This window comes from Nonomuraea sp. NPDC049607, from assembly GCF_040675375.1.
Classification (GTDB): domain Bacteria; phylum Actinomycetota; class Actinomycetes; order Streptosporangiales; family Streptosporangiaceae; genus Nonomuraea.
The window spans coordinates 665,456-686,466 of sequence record NZ_JBFAOV010000001.1 but is presented as its reverse complement, the minus strand read 5'-3'; the positions used below and the strand labels follow the sequence as shown (position 1 = coordinate 686,466).

The following is a 21,011-nucleotide window of genomic DNA, read 5'->3' as shown; positions in this document are numbered from 1 at the left end:
GTGTGGGTGATTCACTCATCGTGTGCCCCGTTCCGCGGGCCTCCCGGCCGGCGCGCCCGGTTCGAGGGCGGCGGCCAGTTCGGCGATCGTCTGGTACTGGAAGAGCGCCTCCGGAGTCACTGCCAGTCCGGCCGTCCAGGCCAGCGTCACGATCTCGACGACGTGCAGCGAGGTGCCGCCGAGGTCGAAGAAGTTGTCGTGGACGCCGATCCCGTCCCTGCGCAGGACCTGCCCGCACAGGTCGGCGAGCTGTTTCTCCAGCGGCGTGCGCGGCCCCTCGTAGGAGGGCGGGTCCGGCTCGGCGCCGTGCGGCCTGGCGTCGTCCGGGCCGGGGGCCCGGGCCGCGAGTGCCCGCCGGTCGATCTTCCCGTTGGCGGTCAGCGGCAACGCGTCCACGAAGAGGAACGACGAGGGCACCGTGGCCTGCGGCAGCGTACGGGCGAGGAAACGGCGGAGCTCCGTACCGGTCGGCTCCGGCACCTGAGTGCGGTCGACGCCGTGTCGCGGCGGCCGCGGTGTGAGGTAGGCGACCAGCCGGGCGTCCCGTGAATCGCCGGCGGCGCTCAGCACCACCACCGCGTCGTCGACGGCGGCGTGCGCGCGCAACGCCACCTCGACCTCCTCCGGTTCGATCCGCACGCCGCGCACCTTGACCTGGTGATCCGTACGGCCCAGGAACTCCAGCAGGCCGTCGGAGCGCAGCCGGGCCAGGTCGCGGGTGCGGAACAGGCGTGCGCCCGGCTCGGGGTCGAAGGGGTCCGGCACGAACCTCTCCGCGGTCAGGTCACCGCGGTGCCGGTATCCCCGGGCCACGCCCCGGCCGCCGATGCAGAGCTCGCCGACCACGCCGATCGGCACCGGATTCAGCGCCGCGTCCAGCACGTACGTCCGGGTGTTGGCGATCGGGCGGCCGATCGGCACCGGGAACACGGACGAGTCCACCCGGTGCGCCGTCGACCAGATGGTGGTCTCGGTCGGTCCGTACAGGTTCCACACGGCCTTCGCGCGGTCGGCCAGCCGGCCGGCCAGCTCGCCCGGCAGCGCCTCACCGCCGCAGAGCACGGTCAGCTCCGGATCCGCTCGCCACCCCGCGTCCAGCAGCACCCTCCAGGTGATGGGGGTGGCCTGCATGACGGTGGCCCTCGACGAGCGCAACCGGGCCAGCAGCCGGGCTCCGTCGGCGGCCTCTCTCTCCGCCGCCACCGCCACCGTGGCTCCGACGGTCAGCGGCAGGAACACCTCCAGCGCGGCGATGTCGAACGACAACGAGGTGACCGCGAGCAGTACGTCGTCGTCGCGCAGGCCGGGCCGTTCCCGCATCGCGACCAGGAAGTTGACCAGGTTCCGATGGGTGACCTCCACCCCGTTGGGACGGCCGGTGGACCCGGACGTGTAGATCACGTATGCGAGGCGGTCCGCCACGGGCCCGTCCGGCCGGACGGCCTCCTGACCGGCGTCCCGGTCCGGCTCCTGATCGAGTTCCAGCCGGGGCCAGGGGCCTGGTGGCACCTTCGCCGAGACCCGGGAGTCGGTGAGGATCAGGACCGGGGAGCTGTCGGTCAGCATCCAGGCCAGCCTGTCGGACGGGTAGGCCGGGTCCAGGGGCACGTACGCGCCGCCTGCCTTGAGCACCGCGAGCATCGCGACGATCATGCCCGTGCCCCTGCTCAGGAAGACGCCCACGGGGGTCTCGGCCCGCACGCCCATCGCCCGCAGTCGTACGGCGAGCCGGTCCGCCCGCCGGTCCAGCTCCGCGTAGGTGAGCATGCCGTCGTCGGCCAGCACCGCCGTCTTGTCGGGGGTACGCAGCGCCTGCCGTGCCACCAGCTCGTGCACACCGCACTCGGGAACTTCGCGGCGGGTGGCGTTCCAGTCCTCGACGATCAGCCGGCGCTGCGCGGGGGTGAGCAGATCCAGCCCGGAGAGGTGCTGACGCGGCGCGGCCACGATCGCCTCCAGCAGTGTGCCCAGGTTCTCCCCCATCGCGGACACGGTCTGCTCGTCGAACAGGTCCCGGTTGTACTGAAGCGTCGCCCGCAAACCGTCCGGCAGCTCGAACACCGTCAGCGTCAGGTCCACCGCGGCACCGCACTGCTCGGAGGCGATCAGCTCCCAGCCGGGCGTCTCCCGCGTGTTCTCCGTGCGCGGCCGGTCCCAGATGAACATCGCCTGGTAGACGGGGGAACGACTGAGCTCCCGATCCGGTTGCAGGCGCCGGACGAGCAGGGAGAAGGGATAGTCCTGATGCTCGATCGCCTCCAGCACGACGCGCCGGACCGTGGCCAGCAGCTCGGTGAACGGCGGGTCACCGGACAGGTCCGCGCGGAGCACGACCGGGTTGACCGCGTACCCGACCAGGCGCTCCAGTTCGGTGGTCGGCCGTACCGTCATGGGCGAGCCGACCACGAGGTCGCTCTGTCCTGTGTAGCGGTGCAGCAGGGTGAAGTAGGCCGCCAGCAGCAGCGTGTACAGCGTGCACCCCTCGGCCCTGGCCAGGGCCTTGAGCCGGGCCGTCAGATCGCCGCTCAGTTCGACCGCGCACCGGTCGCCCCGGTACGTCTGCCGAGCCGGACGAGGCCGATCCGTCGGCAGCTCCAACTGGAGCGGGGCATCGGCGAGCCGCTCCTGCCAGTACCGGCGCAGCACCTCGCCGCGCTCCCCGGCCAGCAGGTCGCGTTCCCACCGGACGTAGCGGGAGTACGGCGTGGCGGGCGGAAGCGCGGCCTCGGCGGGATGGCCGCCTACCGCGTAGAGGGTTCGGATCTCGTCCAGCAGCAGGCTCAGCGACCAGATGTCCACCGCTATGTGGTGGAAACACACGAGGATGTCGTGCTCGTCGACGCCTCGGGCGAACACCTCGACGCGCCAGACCGGGCCATGCTCCAGCGAGAATGGGCGCTCCGCGCGCTCTCGGACCTCCTCGGCCAGCCGTTCCCCGGTCCAGCGGGAGGCGTCGAGGACGGTCAGGCTGACCGGCTGCTCCCGATCGACGATCTGGATCGTCCGGCCGTCGCGCGTCGCGTATCGGGTGCGGAGCGCGGCATGCCTGGCCGACACCGTCTCCAGCGTCCGGCGAAGCGCGGCCAGGTCCAGCGTGCCGCGGACCCGGACCACCTGCATCACGTTGTAGGCGCAGCTGCCGGGGGCCAGCCGGTAGAGGAACCAGAGGGCCTGCTGCCCGTACGACGCGTCGAGTTCCACCTGGGGCTGATCGGCCCGTCGGCGGAGCAGCTCGGCCAGCCTGGCGCGGCTGCCCTCCGTCGAAGGGTCAGTCGTGGTCATGGTGCTCCTCAAGCTGGGCGATCATCAGCGTGACGTCCTCGTCGGAGAGCCGGTCGAGATCGGCCAGGACCTGGGCGGCGAGTGACTGGTCGAGGTAGGCCGCCACGCTCGCGGCGCCGCCGTCGGCCACGCGTGCCGGGTTTCCGGCCGCGACGGTTACGGGGGCGGCTGACGACGCCGGTCCGGGGTCGGTGAGCTGCCCGATCACCTCCGTCGCGAGCCGGCGGATGCTCGGCCCCTGCAGGAAGGTCACCATCGGGACGTGCACGCCGAGATCGGCCTCCAGGCGGTTCTTGAGCTCGATGGCCATCAACGAGTCCAGGCCGGCCTCGCTGAGCGGACGATCGAGGTGCAGGCGGTCCGCCGGGATGCGCAGCACTTCGGCGACCTTGCCCCGGGCGTACTCGCCGAGCCACGGTTCGCGCTCGTGCGGTGGTAGCGCGCGGAGCTCTTCGCCGCCGGCGCCTGCCCCGCCACGTCGCGCCTCGGCCACCGTCCGCTGTTCGATCAGACGACGCAGCAACGGGGATCGGACCAGCGCCGGGGCGACCCGCAGGATCTGCGGCCAGTCGATGGAGGCCACCACGGTGTGGCTCTCGTCCCCGGTGAGCAGCCGTTCCAGCACGGCCCTGCCCTGTGCGTTGGAGAGCGTGCCTATGCCCTGGTCGGCCAGGCGTTCCGCGCCGCCCGCCGCCCGCCGTACCAGGCCCGCCTCCGCCCACGGTCCCCAGGCGATGCTGGTCGAGGGCAAGCCGAGCGCGCGCCGGTGCGCGGCCAGGGCGTCGAGGAAGGCGTTCGCCGCGGCGTAGTTGGCCGCGCCCTGCCCGAGCCAGCCGAAGGAGGCCGGGATGGCGGAGAAGAGCAGGAAGAAGTCCAGGTCCGCGCCGGCCAGCAGGCGGTGCAGCAGCACCCCGCCGTCGATCTTCGGTCGCAGCACCTCGGTCAGCGCCGCCTGGTCCAGGTTGACCAGGATGCCGCCGCGTACCGTGGCCGCCGCGTGCACCACCCCCCGGATCGGCGGGCGTCCGTCCTGGACGAGCTGGGCGAGGCACGCCGACAGCGCCGCGGGCTCTGCCACGTCCACGCCCATGGCCAGCACGTCCACACCGCGTGCCGTCAACTCGTCCACCGCCGCGACCTTGGCGGCCAGTGGGCCGTCCGGCGGCGCCCGGTGCCGGTCCCGCGGGTCCGGCAGTCCGGTACGTCCCAGCAGCACCAGATGGCGAGCCCCACGGTCGGCCAGCCAGCGCGCGACCTCCAGGCCGAGATCGCCCAACCCGCCGGTGATCAGGTAACGGGCGTCCGGACGGCAGCGGACCATGTCCGGCACCCCGGCGGGTGCGCCCCCCGGGGCAGACCGGACGGCGGGAGCCCGTACCAGGCGCGCGGCGTACCGCCTGTCGGCACGTACCGCGAGCTCGTCCTCGTCCGGGTGGTCGAGTGCCTGGCGCAGGGCCGTCGCCGCCTGCTGGGCCGACGCCTCCGGGTCGAGGTCGACCAGCCCGCCCCAGAGTGCCGGGTGCTCGAACGCCGCCGCGCGGCCGAACCCCCACAGTGGGGCCTGGAGCGCGGCGACGCCCTCGCCGTCCATGACCTGCTGGGCTCCACGGGTGACGAGCCAGACCCGCGGTGGCCGGGGCACGGTCGGCTCGGCAAGGGACTGGAACAGCTGGAGCGCGCTTCCGCAACCGAACCGCTGCGCCTGCGGCAGGTCAGCGACGTCCATCGTGTCCAGCTCCGGTGCCCGCAGGCTCCAAAGGTGGATCGCCCCCTGGCAGGGAGGGGCGTCCGGCCCGGTCACCGCAGCGATGAGACGGCGCATGTCCTCAGGCGAGTCGGGACGAATCCGCCAGCGCACCGCATGCGCTCCCCCGGCCTGCGGTTCGACCGTCCCCGGCTCGTCCACGGGGGTGACGACCACCGGTTCCAGGCCGGGCGCCGCGAGCATCGGCAGCAGTGCGTCGGCCACGCCGTCGTCGTCGGCGAACACCAGCCAACGCCCCGCCGGCGGCGCGGCGGGGGTGGCCTGGCCGGGAGTCCGGTCGGCGGCACACCCCCCGGCGACCTCTTCCCATCGCATCAGGTAGCAGAGATCGTCGATCGGTTCGGCCGCGTCCGGACCGGACATGCCGTGCAGCGGGTGCAGGCGCACTCCGAGAGCCTGCGCGAGCGGTGTCCCGTCCGGGTGCATGAGCCGGACGTCGCCGACCACCTCGCCCCCGGGCCGGCCGGCCAAGGGATCGATCACCGCGTGGCTGAGGACCTGGCGTCCAGGCTTGCCGAAGAGCTCGAACCGCCGGATGCCGACCGGCAGATGCAGCGGCGTGCCGCCGTCTGCCGACCCGCCTCCGGGCAGCGCGGCGATCAGCACCTGGAGGCACGCGTCGAGAAAGGCGGGATGCACGGCATAGGCGTCGGCCTCCGCGGCGAGCCGGTCGGCCAGCTCGACCTGGCCCAGCGCCTCTCCGTCCCGGCGCCAGACCTGGCGCAGCCCTTGGAAGTCGGTGCCGAACTCGACGCCCCAGCCGCGTAGCCGCCGGTACAGTTCCGCCCCGGTCACCTGCTCGGCGCACCGGGCCCGGACTTCGGCGACGCCGCCCGACACCCCGGTCGTGACGGCCGACTCCCGCACCGGCGGGGGCGGCGACGGCCTCACCGTGGCCCCCAGCTGCTCCGCCTGCCTCCGCAGCCGGTCGAGGGCGGGCAGGCTGCCGAGAACGAGCGGGACCGACGGCCCGAAGTCGAGCTGGCAGGCGATCTCGTCGACGCCCGCCGAACTGAGCTCGCGCAGCAGATCGTGGCAGGATTCCGGGGTGCCGAACAGCACCCGCCGCTGCTCCACCATCCGGTCGTGGACGAACCGCACGTACTCGTCGACGTCCTGGGGGGAGAGCTTGCCGAGGTCGACCTGCTGCCCTCTGCTCGCGGCCACCCCGGTGAGCAGGTACGACGCCGACTTCAGATAGTCGCAGAAGGCGTCCCGGACCTGCCCGTCGACCAGCTCGGCGTCGTCGCTGACGAACGTGTGCACCATCACGCTGACCTGGCCGGGGGTCTCCCCGTGGCCGTGTGCGCGGCGCGCGTCCCGGTAGACGTCGATCTTCTCGCGCAGTTCCGCGACGCTCTGGTTGAACAGGTGGGTCAGCACGTTCGCGCCGATGGCGCCGGCTCGCTCGAAGGTCTGCGGGTTGCCGGCGGCGGTGATCCACACCGGCAGTTCGGGTTGTACCGGCGGCGGATACACGCGAACCTGCACGGGGCCGTCGCCGCCTGGCAGCGTGACGGGCTGCCCCCGCCAGAGCGTGCGGACCGACTCGATGCCGCGGTACATGTGCTCGTGACGGTCGGCGTAGCGGTCGGGGCCGAAGACGAAGTCGTCCGGATGCCAGCCGGAGGCGAAGGAGAGTCCCACCCGCCCGCCGGAGAGCTGGTCGACGACCGCCCATTCCTCCGCGATCCGCACCGGATGGTGCAACGGCACCACCACGCTGCCCGCGCGCAACGCGATCCGGCTGGTCTCCCGGGCGAGCGCGGCCGCCACCACCGACGGGTTCGGATAGAGCCAGCCGTCGGGGGTGAAGTGCCGTTCCGGCACCCACAGGGAGGAGAACCCGTGCGTGTCGGCGAACCGCGCGCTCTCCAGCAGCAGCCGATAGGCGTCCTGCCCCGCCGCCTCGGTACGGCTGGAGAAGAAGATCAGCCCGAACCGCAGACAGGGGTCATCCGTTGCCGCGACCATGCGTCTGCCCCCTTTGCACCCGGCCGCGCGCGTGCACGGCCCACTCCAGCGGCACACCGCCCGCGCCCTGCCCTGACATGTCCTGTCCTGGTGGGACGTCCGCCGGGACGGCACCAGCGCAGATGTGGAAATCGAGGTCACGGTCGGACACGCGCGTGAGGACGGTCTGGATCGTGCACCGGCCGGTGACCGCCAGCGGACGCTCCAGCACCATGTCCGCCACCGCGCAGGGCCCATCCGGGAAGACCTGACGGGCGGCGGCCAGCGCCATCTCGACATAGGCCGCCGCCGGCAGCACCGCCGAACCGTCGATCCGGTGCCCGGCCAGGTATGACAGGTGACCTTCGGCCGGTCGCCGCTCCCAGGCCCACACCCCCGCGACCGACGCGATCGAGGTCCGCCGGCCGAGCAGCGGATGCGCCTCGGCGTCCACGTCACCGCCGGCGAGACGGTGTCCGGCGCCGTCGCTCGCGGTCGGCGACTCCGGCTCGGCCCAGTGGCGCTCGCGTTGCCAGGGGTACCGGGGCAGCCGGACGCGGCGGCTGCCGGGAGACCGCACCGCGTCCCAGTCGACGCGGTGGCCGGTGGCGTAGAGCGTGCCGAGCGTCTCCAGGAGCGCGGCGCGGTCGTCGCGGCCCCTTTGCAGGGACGCCAGCACCTGGCCGGGCCTGGCCCCCAGACACTGCGTCATCGCACCCGTGAGCGCCGGGTCCGGCCCGACCTCGACGAACGTCTCATGGCCGTCGGTGATCAGCCTCTCCATCGCGGCGGCGAAGAGCACGGGCTCGCACAGCTGACGCCCCCAGTAGTCGCCGTCCCACTCGTGGACGCCGTACCGGTCGCCGGTGAGCGTGGAGTAGAAGGCCACCGAGGTGTCCTCCACCACCGGCCCGGCCGACAGCTTGGGAAGCTCGGCCGCGAACGGCCGCAACCCCGGGCTGTGGAACGGGTAGTCCATCGCCAGCAGGCGATGGCTCACCCCTTGGTCGGCCAGCCGCGCCAGCACCCGGTCCAACGCCGCCCGCTCCCCTGACAGCACGCTGGAGACCGGGCTGTTCTCGGCCGCGACGGACACCGTGTCCTCGCATCCGAGCACCGCCCGCCGGGCCTCCGCCGCGCCGAGATGCACGGCCGCCATCGCGCCCGTCCCCGCGGCTCGCTGCATGATCCGGCCGCGCAGCACGGCCAGCCGCATCGCGTCGGAGAGCGTCAGAGCGCCCGCCACCGCGGCTGCGGAGATCTCCCCCACGCTGTGTCCGACCACGGCATCGGGCTCGACTCCCCAGGAGCGCCACAGAGCCGCCAGTCCCACCTGCACGGCCACCAGCACCGGCTGGGCGACGGCCGTCTCGCGCAACCGGGACGCGGCCTCGTCCGCGTGCAGTTCGGCCAGCAGCGACCAGTCCGTCTCGCAGTCGGCCAGCTCAGCGCAGTCGGCGACGGCGGCGGCGAACACCGGCTCCTGCCGCAGCAGGTCCCGTGCCATGCCCCACCACTGCACTCCCTGCCCGGAGAACACGAAGGCCAGCCGGGGCGGGCGGCCGTATGCCCGGCGGCCGGCCGCTACGCCGGGCCCCGCCTCGTCCGCCAGGAACGAGCGCAGCCCGGCCGCCACCTCCTGCCGTGTCGCGCCGCCGACGGCAAGCCGGTGATCAAGATGGGTACGCAGCGCGCCGGTGGAGTGACACAGATCCGCCAGGCCAACCGGCGGACGCTCCGCGGTGGGCGTCAGCGCCTTGAGGCAGTCCCGGGCCAGCTCCCGCAGCGCGTCCGGGCTGTGCGCGGACAGCGGAAGCAGTTGCGCCGCCACCGGCTCCGGGGTTGCGGGAGCGGTGTCGCCAACCGCGGCGGGAAACCCGCCCGACGACCTGCCGAAGCTCAGCCTGGGCCCCTCCTCCAGCACCACATGGGCGTTGGTGCCGCCGAACCCGAACGCACTCACCCCGGCCAGGGCGGGCTCGCCGTCGTCAGGCCAGTCGAGCGGGGTCCGCACCACCCGCAGGGGCAGCTCGTGGAAGGGGATCTGCGGGTTGGGCCGGTGGAAGTGCAGGCTGGGCGGGATTCGCCGGTGCCAGAGCGAGAGCGCCGTCTTGATCAGCCCGGCGATCCCGGCCGCGGCCTCCAGATGGCCGACGTTGGTCTTGATCGAACCGATCAGGCAGGGGCGGCTCTCGGGCCGTTCCTCTCCGAGGACCCCGGCCAGGGCGCGGGCCTCGATGGGATCGCCCAGAGCGGTGCCGGTCCCGTGCGCCTCGACGTAGCGGACCCGTCCGGCGGGCACCCCGGCATCCCGGTAGGCCGCGCGCAGCACGCTCTCCTGCGCCTGGATGCTCGGCGCGGTCAGCCCGTTGGTGCGGCCGTCGCTGTTCACCGCGCTGCCCAGGATGACCGCGTAGACGGGGTCGCCGTCGGCGAGCGCGTGGCTGAGCGGCTTGAGCACCACCATCCCGGCCCCCTCGCCGCGCACGTAGCCGTCGGCGTCCGCGTCGAAGGACTTGCAGCGGCCGTCCGGGGCCATGAATCCGGCCTTGGCGAACCCGGCGGTCACCCCCGGCGAGAGCATGACGTTGACCCCGCCGGCGAGCGCGAGCCCGCATCGCCCGTCCCGCAGGCTCTGTACCGCCAGATGCACGGCCACCAGGGAGGAGGAGCAGGCGGTGTCCACCGCGAGGCTCGGGCCGCGCAGGTCGAACTGGTAGGACAGCCGGTTCGCGCTGATGCTCAGCGCGTTCCCGGTGCCGGCGTAGGCGTCCACCGTGTCGACGGCGTCGAACCGGCGTTGACCGTAGTCGTTGCTGGAGATGCCGACGAACACCCCGGTGTCGGTGCCCGCCAGGCCGTGCACCGGTTGACCGGCGTCCTCCAGCGCCTCCCAACCGACCTCCAGCAGCAGCCGCTGCTGCGGGTCCATGGATGCGGCCTCCCGGGGAGAGATGCCGAACGCCTCCGGGTCGAACAGGTCCACCCGGTCCAGGAAGCCACCCCAGCGCAACCCGGGCAGGTCGCCCGCGCGCCGGTGAACCCCGTCCCACCGGCCGGCCGGCACCTCGCGGATTGCGTCCACCCCGCCGGACAGCAGGCTCCACAGCCCCTCCGGGCCGTCGGCCCCGGGGAACCGGCAGCCGATGCCGATGATCGCGATCGGCTCGGCTCGCGTCCAGTCCCGCTCGGGACGGTCCCGGTCGCCGAACGACGCGGGCTCCCCGGTCAGGTGCCGGGCGATCAAGCCGATCGTCGGGTACTCGTAGGCGAGGGTGGCGGGCAGGACGATCCCCAGCCAGTCCGCCAGCTCGCCGGTGATGGCCACGGCCTCCTTGGAGTCCAGCCCGTACCGCGCCAACGGCTGCGCCACGTCGATGTCGCGGGGGTCCACGCCGAGCCGGCCGCCGAGCCGGGCGACCAGCCACTGCTCGATCTCGGCCGCGGACCGTCCCCTCGCCGGTCCGGTCACGGGTTCGAGCGCCGACGCGGGCGGTACGGCCGGCGCCTCCTCGTCAGGCACGGGCTCCGCGCCGACGACGGCGTGCCATTCGCCGACCACGGGGAAGTCGGCAGCCAGGTAACCGTCCCGGCAGGCACCACGTTGCAGCTTGCCGCTGGAGGTCTTGGGCACGCTGCCCGGCCGGACCAGCACGACGGCGTCCACCCGCAGCTCGTGTTCCTCGGCGACCGCCTGCCGTACGGCGCCGATCACCTCGGCGACCTCGATGCCGTGCGGACGCTCCACCTCGCCGACCACGACCAGCCGGGGTTCGGCATCGTCCTCGACGGAGAAGGCCACGACGGCGGCCGGCCGCAGCGCGGGATGGCTCGACTCGACCGTCGCCTCGATGTCCTGTGGGTAGTGGTTGCGGCCACGGATGATGATCAGGTCTTTGGCCCGGCCGGTCACGAAGAGCTCGTCGCCGCGCAGAAAGCCCAGGTCGCCGGTGCGCAGGTACGGGCCGCCGTCCTGGACGCCTGCCAGATCTGCCTGGAACGTCCGGGCCGTCTCCTCCGGCCTGTTCCAGTAACCTCGGGCGACGCTCGGCCCCGAGACCTGGATCTCCCCGACTTCGCCCGGCGGGCAGGGCGTGCCGTCCTCGGGCCGCACCACGACCACCTGGTGGCCGGGCACCGCCCGCCCGCATCCCACGACGACCCGCGCGGCCGGACTCTCGTCGGTCTCGACCGCCCGGCCGGCCCGCAGCTCGGCGGCGTCCAGCGCCTGGACGGCCATCGGCCGGTCCAGAGGACGGCCGGTCACCATCAACGTCGCCTCGGCCATGCCGTAGCAGGGGTAGAAGGCCGCTGCCCGGAAGCCCGCCGGTGCGAACGTCTCCGCGAACCGGCGTGCCGTCCGCGCCTGGATCGGCTCCCCGCCGCACATCGCCAGGTCCCATCGTTCCAGGGAGAGCCCTTGACGTTGTTCAGACGTGACCCTGCGGGTGCAGAGGTCGTAGCCGAAGTTCGGAGCGATGCTGTGCGCCGCCCGGTAGCGGGAGATCGCCTCCAGCCAGCGCGCCGGGCGCTGGAGGAACGCGGCGGGGGACATCAGCGCGGCCGGCCGACCGGCGTACAGGGGCATGAGGATGCCGCCGATGAGCCCCATGTCGTGGTACGGAGGAAGCCAGCTCACCGCCTCGCAGTAGCGCTCCGGATCCTGCTGGAACGGCCGCGGCTCGGTGCCGCGCGGCGTGCCGTCCAGCATCCACGCCATCGCGGCCAGGTTCTCCACCAGGTTCTGGTGCGCGACCATGACCCCGCGCGGCACACCGGTCGAGCCGGAGGTGTACTGCAGCATCGCCAGCGTGTCGCCGCTGATGTCAGGCTTTTGCCAGTTCCGGTGTGCGCCCTCCTCCTCGGCCGGGGTCTCCAGGCGGACACCGGCCAGCGCGGGCTCGGACGCGAAGAGGGATTCCAGCGTCGTCCGGAACTCCTGCGGCGCCAGTGCCACCGTCGCCCCGGCGTCCACGGCCATCGCCTCGATACGCCGGATCCGCCTGTTGGGTTGTGGCGGGTAGGCGGGCACCGCCACCACCCCCGCGTAGAGGCAGCCGAAGAACACCGCGATGTAGTCGATTCCGGGCGGGTAGAACAGCAGCGCGCGCTCCCCCGGACGGCTGACGCCCAGCAACCAGATCGCGATCGTGCGCGCCCGCCGGTCCAGCTCCGCGTAGCCGATCTCCGCCAGATCGGCGCGGTCACTCCGTTCGACGGCGCCTGCCGGATCGTCGTCAAGGAACACGAAGGCACGCTGCCCGCGATCACGCTCCGCCCGCCAGGACAGCAGGTCGACCAGGGTGCGCACACTTGTGAACCGGGTCGGCGATTCCGTCATCGGCCTGCCCTCTCATCCCTTCGGCGGCTGTGGTTCACCGGCTCGCCGGTCCCGGGTGCGGGCAACCCCGCCAGCAGCACGCCGACCAGGTCCACGATGCGTGGATCGTGGAACAGCATCTCCATCGGCACCCGTACGCCGCTCGCCGACTCAAGCCGTTCCTTCAGTTCGAGCGCCATCAGGGAGTCCAGGCCGATGTTGTTCAGTGACTCCTTCGGGTCCACCGCATCCGCGGACAGGCCCAGGACCGCTGCGATCTGTTCCCGCAGGTACTCGGTGAGCACCGACTCGCGGCCGTCCGGGCCGGCGGCGGCGAGGACTCGCGTGCGGAGCGGGCAGGCCCTCTCCGCGCTGTCATGCCCATCGCTTCCGGGCCGGTCGACGACCTCGGTCAGCACGGACGGCACCCTGCCGGCCCCTCGGGCGGCCGCCAGCCGGGACCAGTCCACGGCGGCGACCACGGCCTGCGCCGTCGGATGTTCCAGCAGCGTTCCGAAGACGCGCAGGCCCGAGTGCGGGGCGATGAGGCCCACGCCGTGGCCGTCGTGCAGCCTGCGGGCCTCGTGCCGCGCGGCCATTCCCACCTCGGCCCACGGCCCCCAGTTGACGGTGACGGCCGGCAACCCGGCGGCCCTGCGGGCTTGGGCCAGCGCGTCCAGGAAGGCGTTCGCGGCGGCGTACCCGGCCTGACCGGGAGAGCCGAGGACCGAGGCGAGCGACGAGAACAACACGAAGAAGTCGAGCGGGGCGTCGCGGCAGGCGGCGTGCAGGTGCCAGGCCCCCAGCACCTTGGGCGCGAGCACGGCCGCCAGGCTGGACTGCTCAAGCGTGCGCAGGGTCGAGTCGTCGATCACTCCCGCCGCGTGCACGATTCCCCGCAGGGCGGGTATCCCGCCGACCACCCGTCGTACGTCGTCCTCGCGGGCCACGTCGGCGCGGACGATCCGCACGTCGGCCCCTGCCCGGCGTAGCTTGTCCACCTGCTCCGCGGCAGGCGAGGTGGGCGCGCCGCGGCCGAGGAGGACGAGCCGCCGCGCTCCCCGTTCCACCAGCCAGTCGGCCACCGCCAGGCCCAGCCCGCCGAGCCCGCCGGTGACCAGATAGGTCCCGTCCGCCCCCAGCGCGTCGGCCGGACCGGACGGCGCCGATGACGCGAAGGCGAGCTCGGGTCCTGACAGTTGTCCCGCCCGGTGTCCGGCCTGGCGTTCCTCGTTCGGCGCGGCCCGTTCTTCGAGTCGCAGCACCACCTTGCCGATGTTGCGGCGCTGTGCCAGGTGGCGGAAGCCTGCGACCGCCTCCCGCACCGGGACGACGTGTCGCGGCAGCGGGCGCAACGTGCCGTCGGCGAAACGCGCCAGGACCTCTTCCAACAGCGTGCGGACCAGCCCCGGCCGCTCGCGGCAGACGCGCTCCAGGTCGACCGCCGTGTAGGCGAGGTTGGCCCGGAACGGGTGCAGCGGCAGCGGCCGGTTCAGGTAGATGTCGGTACGGCCGATCTCCACGAACCTGCCGTAGGGGGCGAGCAGGGCGAGGCTCCTTGTGGCGTACTCGCCGGGCAGTGCGTTCAGGACGACGTCGACGCCCTGCCCGTCGGTGTGCCGGGTGATCTCCTCACCGAATTCGAGCGTGCGGGAGTCCATCACCTGGGTCACGCCGAGATCTCGCAAGTAGGCGCGTTTCTCCGGCGAACCGGCGGTGGCGAACACCACGGCGTCGGCGAGCCGGGCCAGCTGCACCGCGGCCAGGCCGACGCCGCCGGCGGCCGAATGGATCAGGACCCGCTCACCCGGCCGCAGCCGGGCCAGCCGGTCGAGCGCGTAGTGCGCGGTGAGAAAGGCGATGGGGACGGTCGCCGCCTCCTCGAAGTCGATCGACGCGGGCTTGCGCGCCACCAGCTCGGCGGCCGTGGTGACGTGGCTGCCCATGCTCGCCCCGGCCACGGCCACCACCTCGTCGCCGACGGCCAGATGGCTGACCCCGGTGCCTGTCGCGACCACTCGGCCGGCGCACTCCGCACCGAGCGGGATCGGCGGTCCCGGGTAGATTCCGAGCACGCTCATCACGTCCCGGAAGTTGACTCCCGCCGCCCGTACCTCGATCTCGACCTGCCCGGGGTCCGGTTCCCGCCGGGCCGTCGGCCGCAACCGCACGTTGTCCAGGCGTCCCGGCCGGGTGACCTCCAGCCGGTACGGCGTCCCCACAGGTACGGCCAGCCGCTCCACGCCGTCAGGGCCGGGCCCGTCGGCCTCGGCGAGCCGGTCCTCCTCGCCGGGCCGCCGCACCGGCCGCAGCCGCGGCGCGTAGCGCACGTCGCCGCGCAGGGCGATCTCCTCACCGCCCTCGCCGGCGGGGTCGGCACGCAGTTCGGCGAGCAGCGCGCTCACCACGCCGAGGGCCGGGGCGAGATCCAGGTCGATCATCCGGCAGTCCAGCTCGGGATGTTCCCAGCGGAGAGTACGGCCCAGGCCCCACACCGGCGCCTGGCTGACCGAGACCGCCGTGTCGGCCTCGACCACGTGGTGCACCCCCCGGGTCACCAGCCACAGCCGGACCGGGGAGACCGCGCTCAGCGCCTGGACGAGCAGGACCAGGTGGTGGACCCCCAGCCGCTGCGCGTCCGCGACCGTCGCCAGGTCGGTCCGCTCCAGCGGCATCGCCGCCTCCAGCGACCAGAGGTGCACGACGCCGCGCAGCGGCGGGCGGCCCTCCGCCGTGACCGTGGCGAGCAGCCGGGCCAGGTGCTCCGGGTCGGCGGGGTCGACCTGAACCCGCCCCTCGGTCTCCTGGTAGGCGTCCCCGGGCGTCACGATCACGCAGGTGGCGGCGCCGAGCCGGGCCGCCAGCTCCGCGCCGACTCCGCCGGAGTCGGCGAACACCAGCCAGCTCCCCGGCGCGCTCGCCGGCGCCGCGGGCGGCGGGGGCGCCTGCACCCAGACCGGCTGGTAGACGACGGGTGCGCGGGCCGTGCCGCGGTCGGCCGACGCCGGGCTCATCCCGGTCAGCCGCAGCCCGAGCACCTCCGCCAGCACCTGGCCGGAATCGTCCAGGACGCGTACGTCGCCGACGAGTGCGCCGTCGTCGGCCGTTCCGGGTCGTGTCGTCGCGTGGCTCCACACCCGGTCCGGCAGCCGGCCGTACGACCGGACCTGCTCCACCATGCTCGGCAGGTAGGTGTCCGCGGCGGAGCCGTCGTCCGGCAGCGCGGCGGCCAGCACCTGCAGGCATCCGTCCAGGAGCACCGGATCGAGGCCGGGGCCGGGCTCGTCGGCCGGTGGGGTTTCGACCCTCCCCACCGCTCGACCGGGACTGCGCCAGACCTGCCGGACGGTACGGAACGTGGGTCCGTACCCGAGGCCGCTCCTGCCCAGCCGGTCGTAGAACCGGTCCTCGGACAGCTCCTCGCCGCAGTCCGCGCGCAGTTCCTCGGGCGCGGCGCATCCCGTGTGCCGGGAGCGGCCGTCCTGCGGGAGCCGCCGCCGCAGCCGCCCGCCGGCGTGCAGCGTCCACTCGGTGTCGGTCTCCGGACGCTGGCTGAGGATCTGGAATTCCGCCGTACCTGCCGTGTCCGGGAACAGCACCAGCTGTGCCACCCGCGGGCTGCCGTCCTCGGGCACGAACAGCGTCTGCCTGATCGTCAGGTCGGTCAGCACGTTGTCGTCGCCGCCGAACGCCTCCCGGGCGGCGTCCAGCGCCATGCTCACGTACCCGGTGGCGGGCAGCACCGCGGAACCGGCGAACCGATGGTCGGCGAGGAAGGGCAGCTCCGGCAGGCTCAGGTGGGATTCCCACTGCCGCATTGCCAGCGCCGAACGCACCCGCCCGCCCAGCAGCCGCCGGCCTCGCGGAGTGGCCGCGTCCTCCGGCGGGCCGAGTGGTGAACGATCCGGTCGTGTCGAGTCCGGCCGCTCGTCGGACGCCTGACCGGGATCGCCCTGCCGGAGCCAGTGACGGCTGCGCTGGAACGGGGTGCCGGGCAACGGCACCTTGCGCCCGCCGGGCACCGCGGGCCGTACGTCCACACCCTTCACGAACAGCTGTGCCGCGCTGTCCAGCAGGCACCGCCTGCCGTCCTCGCCCTCGCGCAGCGACGCCAGCCAGACGGCGCCGTCCAGGTCGAGGCAGGAACGCGCGAGGCTGATCAGCGTGGGCCTGGGGCCGGACTCGACGAAGATCTCGCAGCCCTGCTCGGCCAGCGCCTGCACCCCGCGGGCGAACTCCACGGTGGACCCGGTCTGAGCGACCCAGTGGTCGGCCCCCAGGGTCTCCCCTTCCCTCGCCGGCCGTCCGGTCAGGTTGGACACGATCGGGATGCGCGCCGGCCGGTACCGCACCGTCGCCGCGACCTCCGCGAAGTCGGCCAGCATCGGCCTGATCAGCGGCGAGTGGAAGGCGTGCGAGACGTTCAGCCGCCGGGTCCTGACGTCCTGGGCGGCCAGCCGCTCCAGCACCTGGTCGAGCGCGGTGGCCAGGCCGGAGATCACGGTGTTGGCCGGACCGTTGACCGCGGCGATGGACAGGACGTCCGGGTAGGGCCCGATCGCCTCCGCCGCCAGGGCGCGCGGGCCGAACACCACCGCCATCGCCCCCTCGGCCGGCAGCGCGCCCATGAGCCGGCCCCGCTCGCACACCAGCCGCAGCCCGTCCTCCAGGCTGAACACCCCGGCCACGCAGGCCGCGACGTACTCCCCGAGGCTGTGACCGAGCAGCAGGTCCGGCTCTACCCCCATCGACGACCAGAGCTGCGCCAGCGCGTACTCGACCGCGAACAGGGCAGGCTGCGCGTGCGTGGTGTCGTCGAGACGCGAACGGCCGCCGGGCTCGGGGAACAGCAGCGGCAGCACCCCTTCGCCCCGGCAGGACCGGACGATCTCGTCACAGCGGTCCAGCGCGGCGCGGTAGACCGGCTCGTCCTGGTACAGCTCCGCGCCCATCCGGGCGTACTGGGAGCCCTGTCCGGTGAACAGAAAGGCCGTCTTCGGGTGACGAGTGCCCGAGGTGCGACCGTGCCGGACCTCCGTCGCGGTGCGGCCTTCCGCCAGCGCGGACAGGCCGGCGGCGAACTCGTCCCGGGTCTCGGCGACGAGCGCCGCCCGGTGCGGGAAGCGGGCCCGTCCCACCGCCGCGGAGTGGCACACGTCGGCGAGGTCCTGCTCGGGCCGCTCCGCCAGCGACCCGGCCAGCCGGTCGGCGAGCAGCCGCAACGAAGCCTCGCTCCGGGCCGACAAGATCAGCAGCCGCGCTCCCCCGGACGGTCCGCCGCCGCTCCTGGGCTGCCGGACCGGCGCCTCCTCGACGATCACGTGCGCGTTCGTGCCGCCGAACCCGAAGCTGCTGACCCCCGCGACGCGCGCGGCCGCCGCCCGTGGCCACGGCTGCGCCTCCACCGGCACGGCCAGCCTGGTCCCGTCGAGCATGATGTGCGGATTGAGCCGGCGCAGGTGCAGATGCCGGGGAATGGTCTCGTGCGTGAGGCTGAGCAGCACCTTGATGAGGCCGGCGATTCCGGCCGCGGCCTCCAGGTGCCCGATGTTCGTCTTGACCGAGGAGACCCAGCAGGCCTGCTCGCCGGGGGCGGGCCGGCCGAGGACGGAGGCGAGCGCGCCGACCTCGATCGGGTCGCCCAGAGAGGTGCCGGTGCCGTGCGCCTCGACGTGGCCCAGCCGGTCCGCCGTCAGCCCGGCGTGGCTCAGCGCCGCCCGTATGACCGCCTGCTGGGCCGGGCCGTTCGGGGCCGTGACTCCGGCGGTCCGCCCGTCCTGGTTGACCGCCGTGCCGCGGATCACCCCGTACACGTGGTCACCGTCGCGCACCGCGTCCGAGAGCGGTTTGAGGACCACCACCCCGGCGCCCTCGCCGCGGACGTAGCCGTCCGCGCCGGCGTCGAAGGTCTTGCAACGCCCGTCCGCCGCCATCATCCGCGCCTGGGAGAAGGAGATGGTCACGGCGGGGTCGAGGATGACGTTCACCCCTCCGACGAGGGCGAGGCGTGACTCGCCCGCTCGCAGGCTCTGACAGGCCAGGTGCAGCGCGACCAGCGACGAGGAGCAGGCGGTGTCGACCGCCACGCTGGGTCCTCGCAGGTCGAGCAGGTAGGAGACGCGGTTGGCGGCCAGGCTGTGGGCGTTGCCGGTGCCGGCGTAGCCGTCCAGGTCGGACAGCGGGTCGGGGAGCCGTACCCGTAGTTGTGCGTAGTCCATGGCGGAGATGCCCATGAACACGCCGGTCTGCGTTCCCGCCAGCTCGCCGGGCGCCACCCCGGCGTTCTCCAGCGCCTCCCAGGCCACCTCCAGCAGCAGCCGCTGCTGCGGGTCCAGTCCGGCCGCCTCACGCGGCGAGATCCCGAAGAAGGCCGCGTCGAACTGGTCGACCTGCGGGAGGAAGCCACCCCAGCGGGTGCTCATCCGGCCCGGTGTGCCCTCGTCACTGTGGTAGAGACGGTCGACGTCCCATCGATCGGGCGGCACCTCACTTATGGCGTCGACGCCGTCGCGCAGGAGCCTCCAGAAGGCGTCCGGGCCGTCGGCCCCGGGAAAGCGGCACCCCATGCCGATGACCGCGACCGGTTCGTCACCCGGGGATGTGGCGGCCACGCCGGACACGTCCGCCGGCTCCTCTCCGGCCAGGTGGCGGGCGAGCGCTTCGACGGTCGGGTGGTCGTAGGCCAGGGTGGGCGAGACCGGCCGGTCGAGCAGGTCCCGAAGCTCACCTGTGATCATGATGGCGTCCCGCGAGCCCAGGCCGTAGCCGGTGAGGGACTGGTGCGGGTCGACCTGGTCGGCGGGAAGGCCGGTCAGCCGCGCGATCCGCGCGATCAGCCAGTCGGTGATCTCCGCCCGTCCGGGCCCGGCGACCTCTCCCTCATCGGCCAGGTGCATCCTGTGAACTCCCCAGAGCGTTCAGCGTCCCGGCCAGGAAGTCGCGCCGGCACGCGCCACGACGGATCTTCCCGCTGGTGGTGCGCGGCACGCCGCCCGGGCGTACCAGGACGACCTCGTGCACCCGCACGTCGCACTTCTCGGCGACGGCTTTCCTGACCTGTCTGATCACCGCGTCGGCATCCAGGCCGGCGCCGGTCCTCCTGGCCAGGGCGATCTCGACCTCCGCGACGACCACGACCTGTTCCTCGATGGGACCGTCCACCGAGAAGGCCGCGCAGCCGTGCGGGCGCAGGTGCTCGTGGCTGCCCTCCGCGACCTGCTCGATGTCCTCCGGGTAGTGGTTGCGGCCGTCCACGACCACCAGGTCCTTGAGCCTTCCGACCAGGAACAGCTCGCCCTCGTCGAGGTAGCCGAGGTCGCCGGTGCGGAGCCAGGGTTCCCCGTCGCCCTCGCCGTCGGCGAGGCGGGCGCGGAAGACCTGCTCGGACTCGACCGGCCGGCCCCAGTACTGCTGGGCCACGCTCCGGCCCGTGATCCACACCTCTCCCACCCGCCCGGGCGTGACCCGCCGCGTGGTTTCCGGATCCACGATCGCCACCTGCTGGCCCGACCACGGACGGCCGCAACTCACCAAGGTACGGCTGTCGTCCGCACCCCGCTCCGCCGTGATCACTCGCCCGTCCTCCAGTGCGCCGGCATGGACGGTGTGCGTCCTCGGGATCGTGCCCTTCACCCCGCCGGTGGCCAGCAGCGTCGCCTCAGCGAGCCCGTAGCAGGGGTAGAACGCCTCGCGCCGGAAGCCGCTGGCCGCGAAGGTGTCGGCGAAGCGCTCAAGCGTCGCCGACCGCACCGGCTCCGCGCCGGTGAAGGCCAGATCCCAGCAGCTGAGGTCCAGCGTGGACAGCTGCTGCGGGGTGACCTTCCGGGCGCAGAGTTCATAGGCGAAATTCGGTGCGCCACTGGTGGTGGCTCGGGTCCGCGAAATCGTCTCCAGCCAGAGCAGCGGCCGCTGGAGAAAGGCGAGGGGCGAGAGAAGGGTTATTCGTGCGTGACTGAAAATCGGTTGGATCACGCCGCCTATCAGGCCCATGTCGTGTTGCGGCGGGAGCCAGATGACCCCGTGCGTCGCCGAACTGTGCCCGAAACAGTCTCTGATCATGGCCGAGTTGTGCATGATATTTCCATGGCTGACGGCCACTCCCCGGGGGGACGCCGTCGAGCCGGAGGTGTACTGCAGAAATGCGATGGAGTCGGCGCGGAGTTCGGGTTCCGACCATTCATCGGCCAGATCCTCGACAACCGTGTCGGTGTATATCCATTTGGCCGGCGCCAGTGCCGGGGCGGCCGATGTCGCCGGTCCGGCCACTTCGGCGAGGGCCGAGGTCGTCAGCACGATCGCGGGTCGCGCGTCCGCCGCCAGACCGCGCAGGCGGTCGAGGGTCTGGCGGCGGGGCGGATGGGTGGGCACCGCGACGGTCCCCGCGTACAGGCAGCCATAGAACGCCACCACGAAGTCAAGGCCGGACGGGTAGAGCAGGAGCGCACGCTCGCCGGCCGCGCCGCACTGCCGCAGCGAGGCTGCGAGGGCTCGCGCGCGGCGGTCCAGCTCCTGGTAACTCAGCTCCAGCAGCCGCCCGTCGTCCTCCTGGTATCCGACCGCCTGCCGGTCGGGATGCTCGTGGGCACGCGACCGCAGCACCTCGACCAGGGTCGTGGAACGTTCCCGGGTCCGGGCTTCCACCACCACATCACCACCCTTCCGGAAACGACAACCAAGCGCTAAGCCCATAAA

General features: G+C 73.1%; 5 protein-coding genes. All 5 read right to left on the bottom strand.

Annotation, left to right across the window (positions count from 1 at the left end; all coding sequences use genetic code 11):
- Positions 1-15: 15 nt before the first annotated feature.
- Genes AB0J97_RS03440 through AB0J97_RS03420 form a run of 5 tightly spaced genes read right to left on the bottom strand, consistent with a single transcriptional unit; the run spans position 16 to position 20,966 of the window.
- Positions 16-3,282 (bottom strand): amino acid adenylation domain-containing protein, encoded by a 3,267-nt coding sequence (locus tag AB0J97_RS03440; RefSeq protein ID WP_364083901.1) that lies wholly within the window; start codon positions 3,280-3,282, stop codon positions 16-18.
- On the bottom strand, positions 3,269-7,021 hold the full coding sequence (locus tag AB0J97_RS03435; RefSeq protein ID WP_364083898.1) for a bifunctional LLM class flavin-dependent oxidoreductase/SDR family oxidoreductase: 3,753 nt from the start codon (positions 7,019-7,021) through the stop codon (positions 3,269-3,271). Before AB0J97_RS03435 ends, AB0J97_RS03440 begins: the two co-directional genes overlap by 14 nt.
- Positions 7,002-12,341 carry a beta-ketoacyl synthase N-terminal-like domain-containing protein gene (locus AB0J97_RS03430; RefSeq protein ID WP_364083895.1) on the bottom strand — a complete coding sequence of 1,780 codons (5,340 nt, stop codon included), beginning with the start codon at positions 12,339-12,341 and terminating at the stop codon, positions 7,002-7,004. The genes AB0J97_RS03435 and AB0J97_RS03430 overlap by 20 nt, the downstream gene beginning before the upstream one ends.
- Positions 12,338-19,216 (bottom strand): SDR family NAD(P)-dependent oxidoreductase, encoded by a 6,879-nt coding sequence (locus AB0J97_RS03425; RefSeq protein ID WP_364083892.1) that lies wholly within the window; start codon positions 19,214-19,216, stop codon positions 12,338-12,340. Before AB0J97_RS03425 ends, AB0J97_RS03430 begins: the two co-directional genes overlap by 4 nt.
- Positions 19,200-20,966 (bottom strand): fatty acyl-AMP ligase, encoded by a 1,767-nt coding sequence (locus AB0J97_RS03420; protein WP_364083889.1) that lies wholly within the window; start codon positions 20,964-20,966, stop codon positions 19,200-19,202. Before AB0J97_RS03420 ends, AB0J97_RS03425 begins: the two co-directional genes overlap by 17 nt.
- Positions 20,967-21,011: the final 45 nt, after the last annotated feature.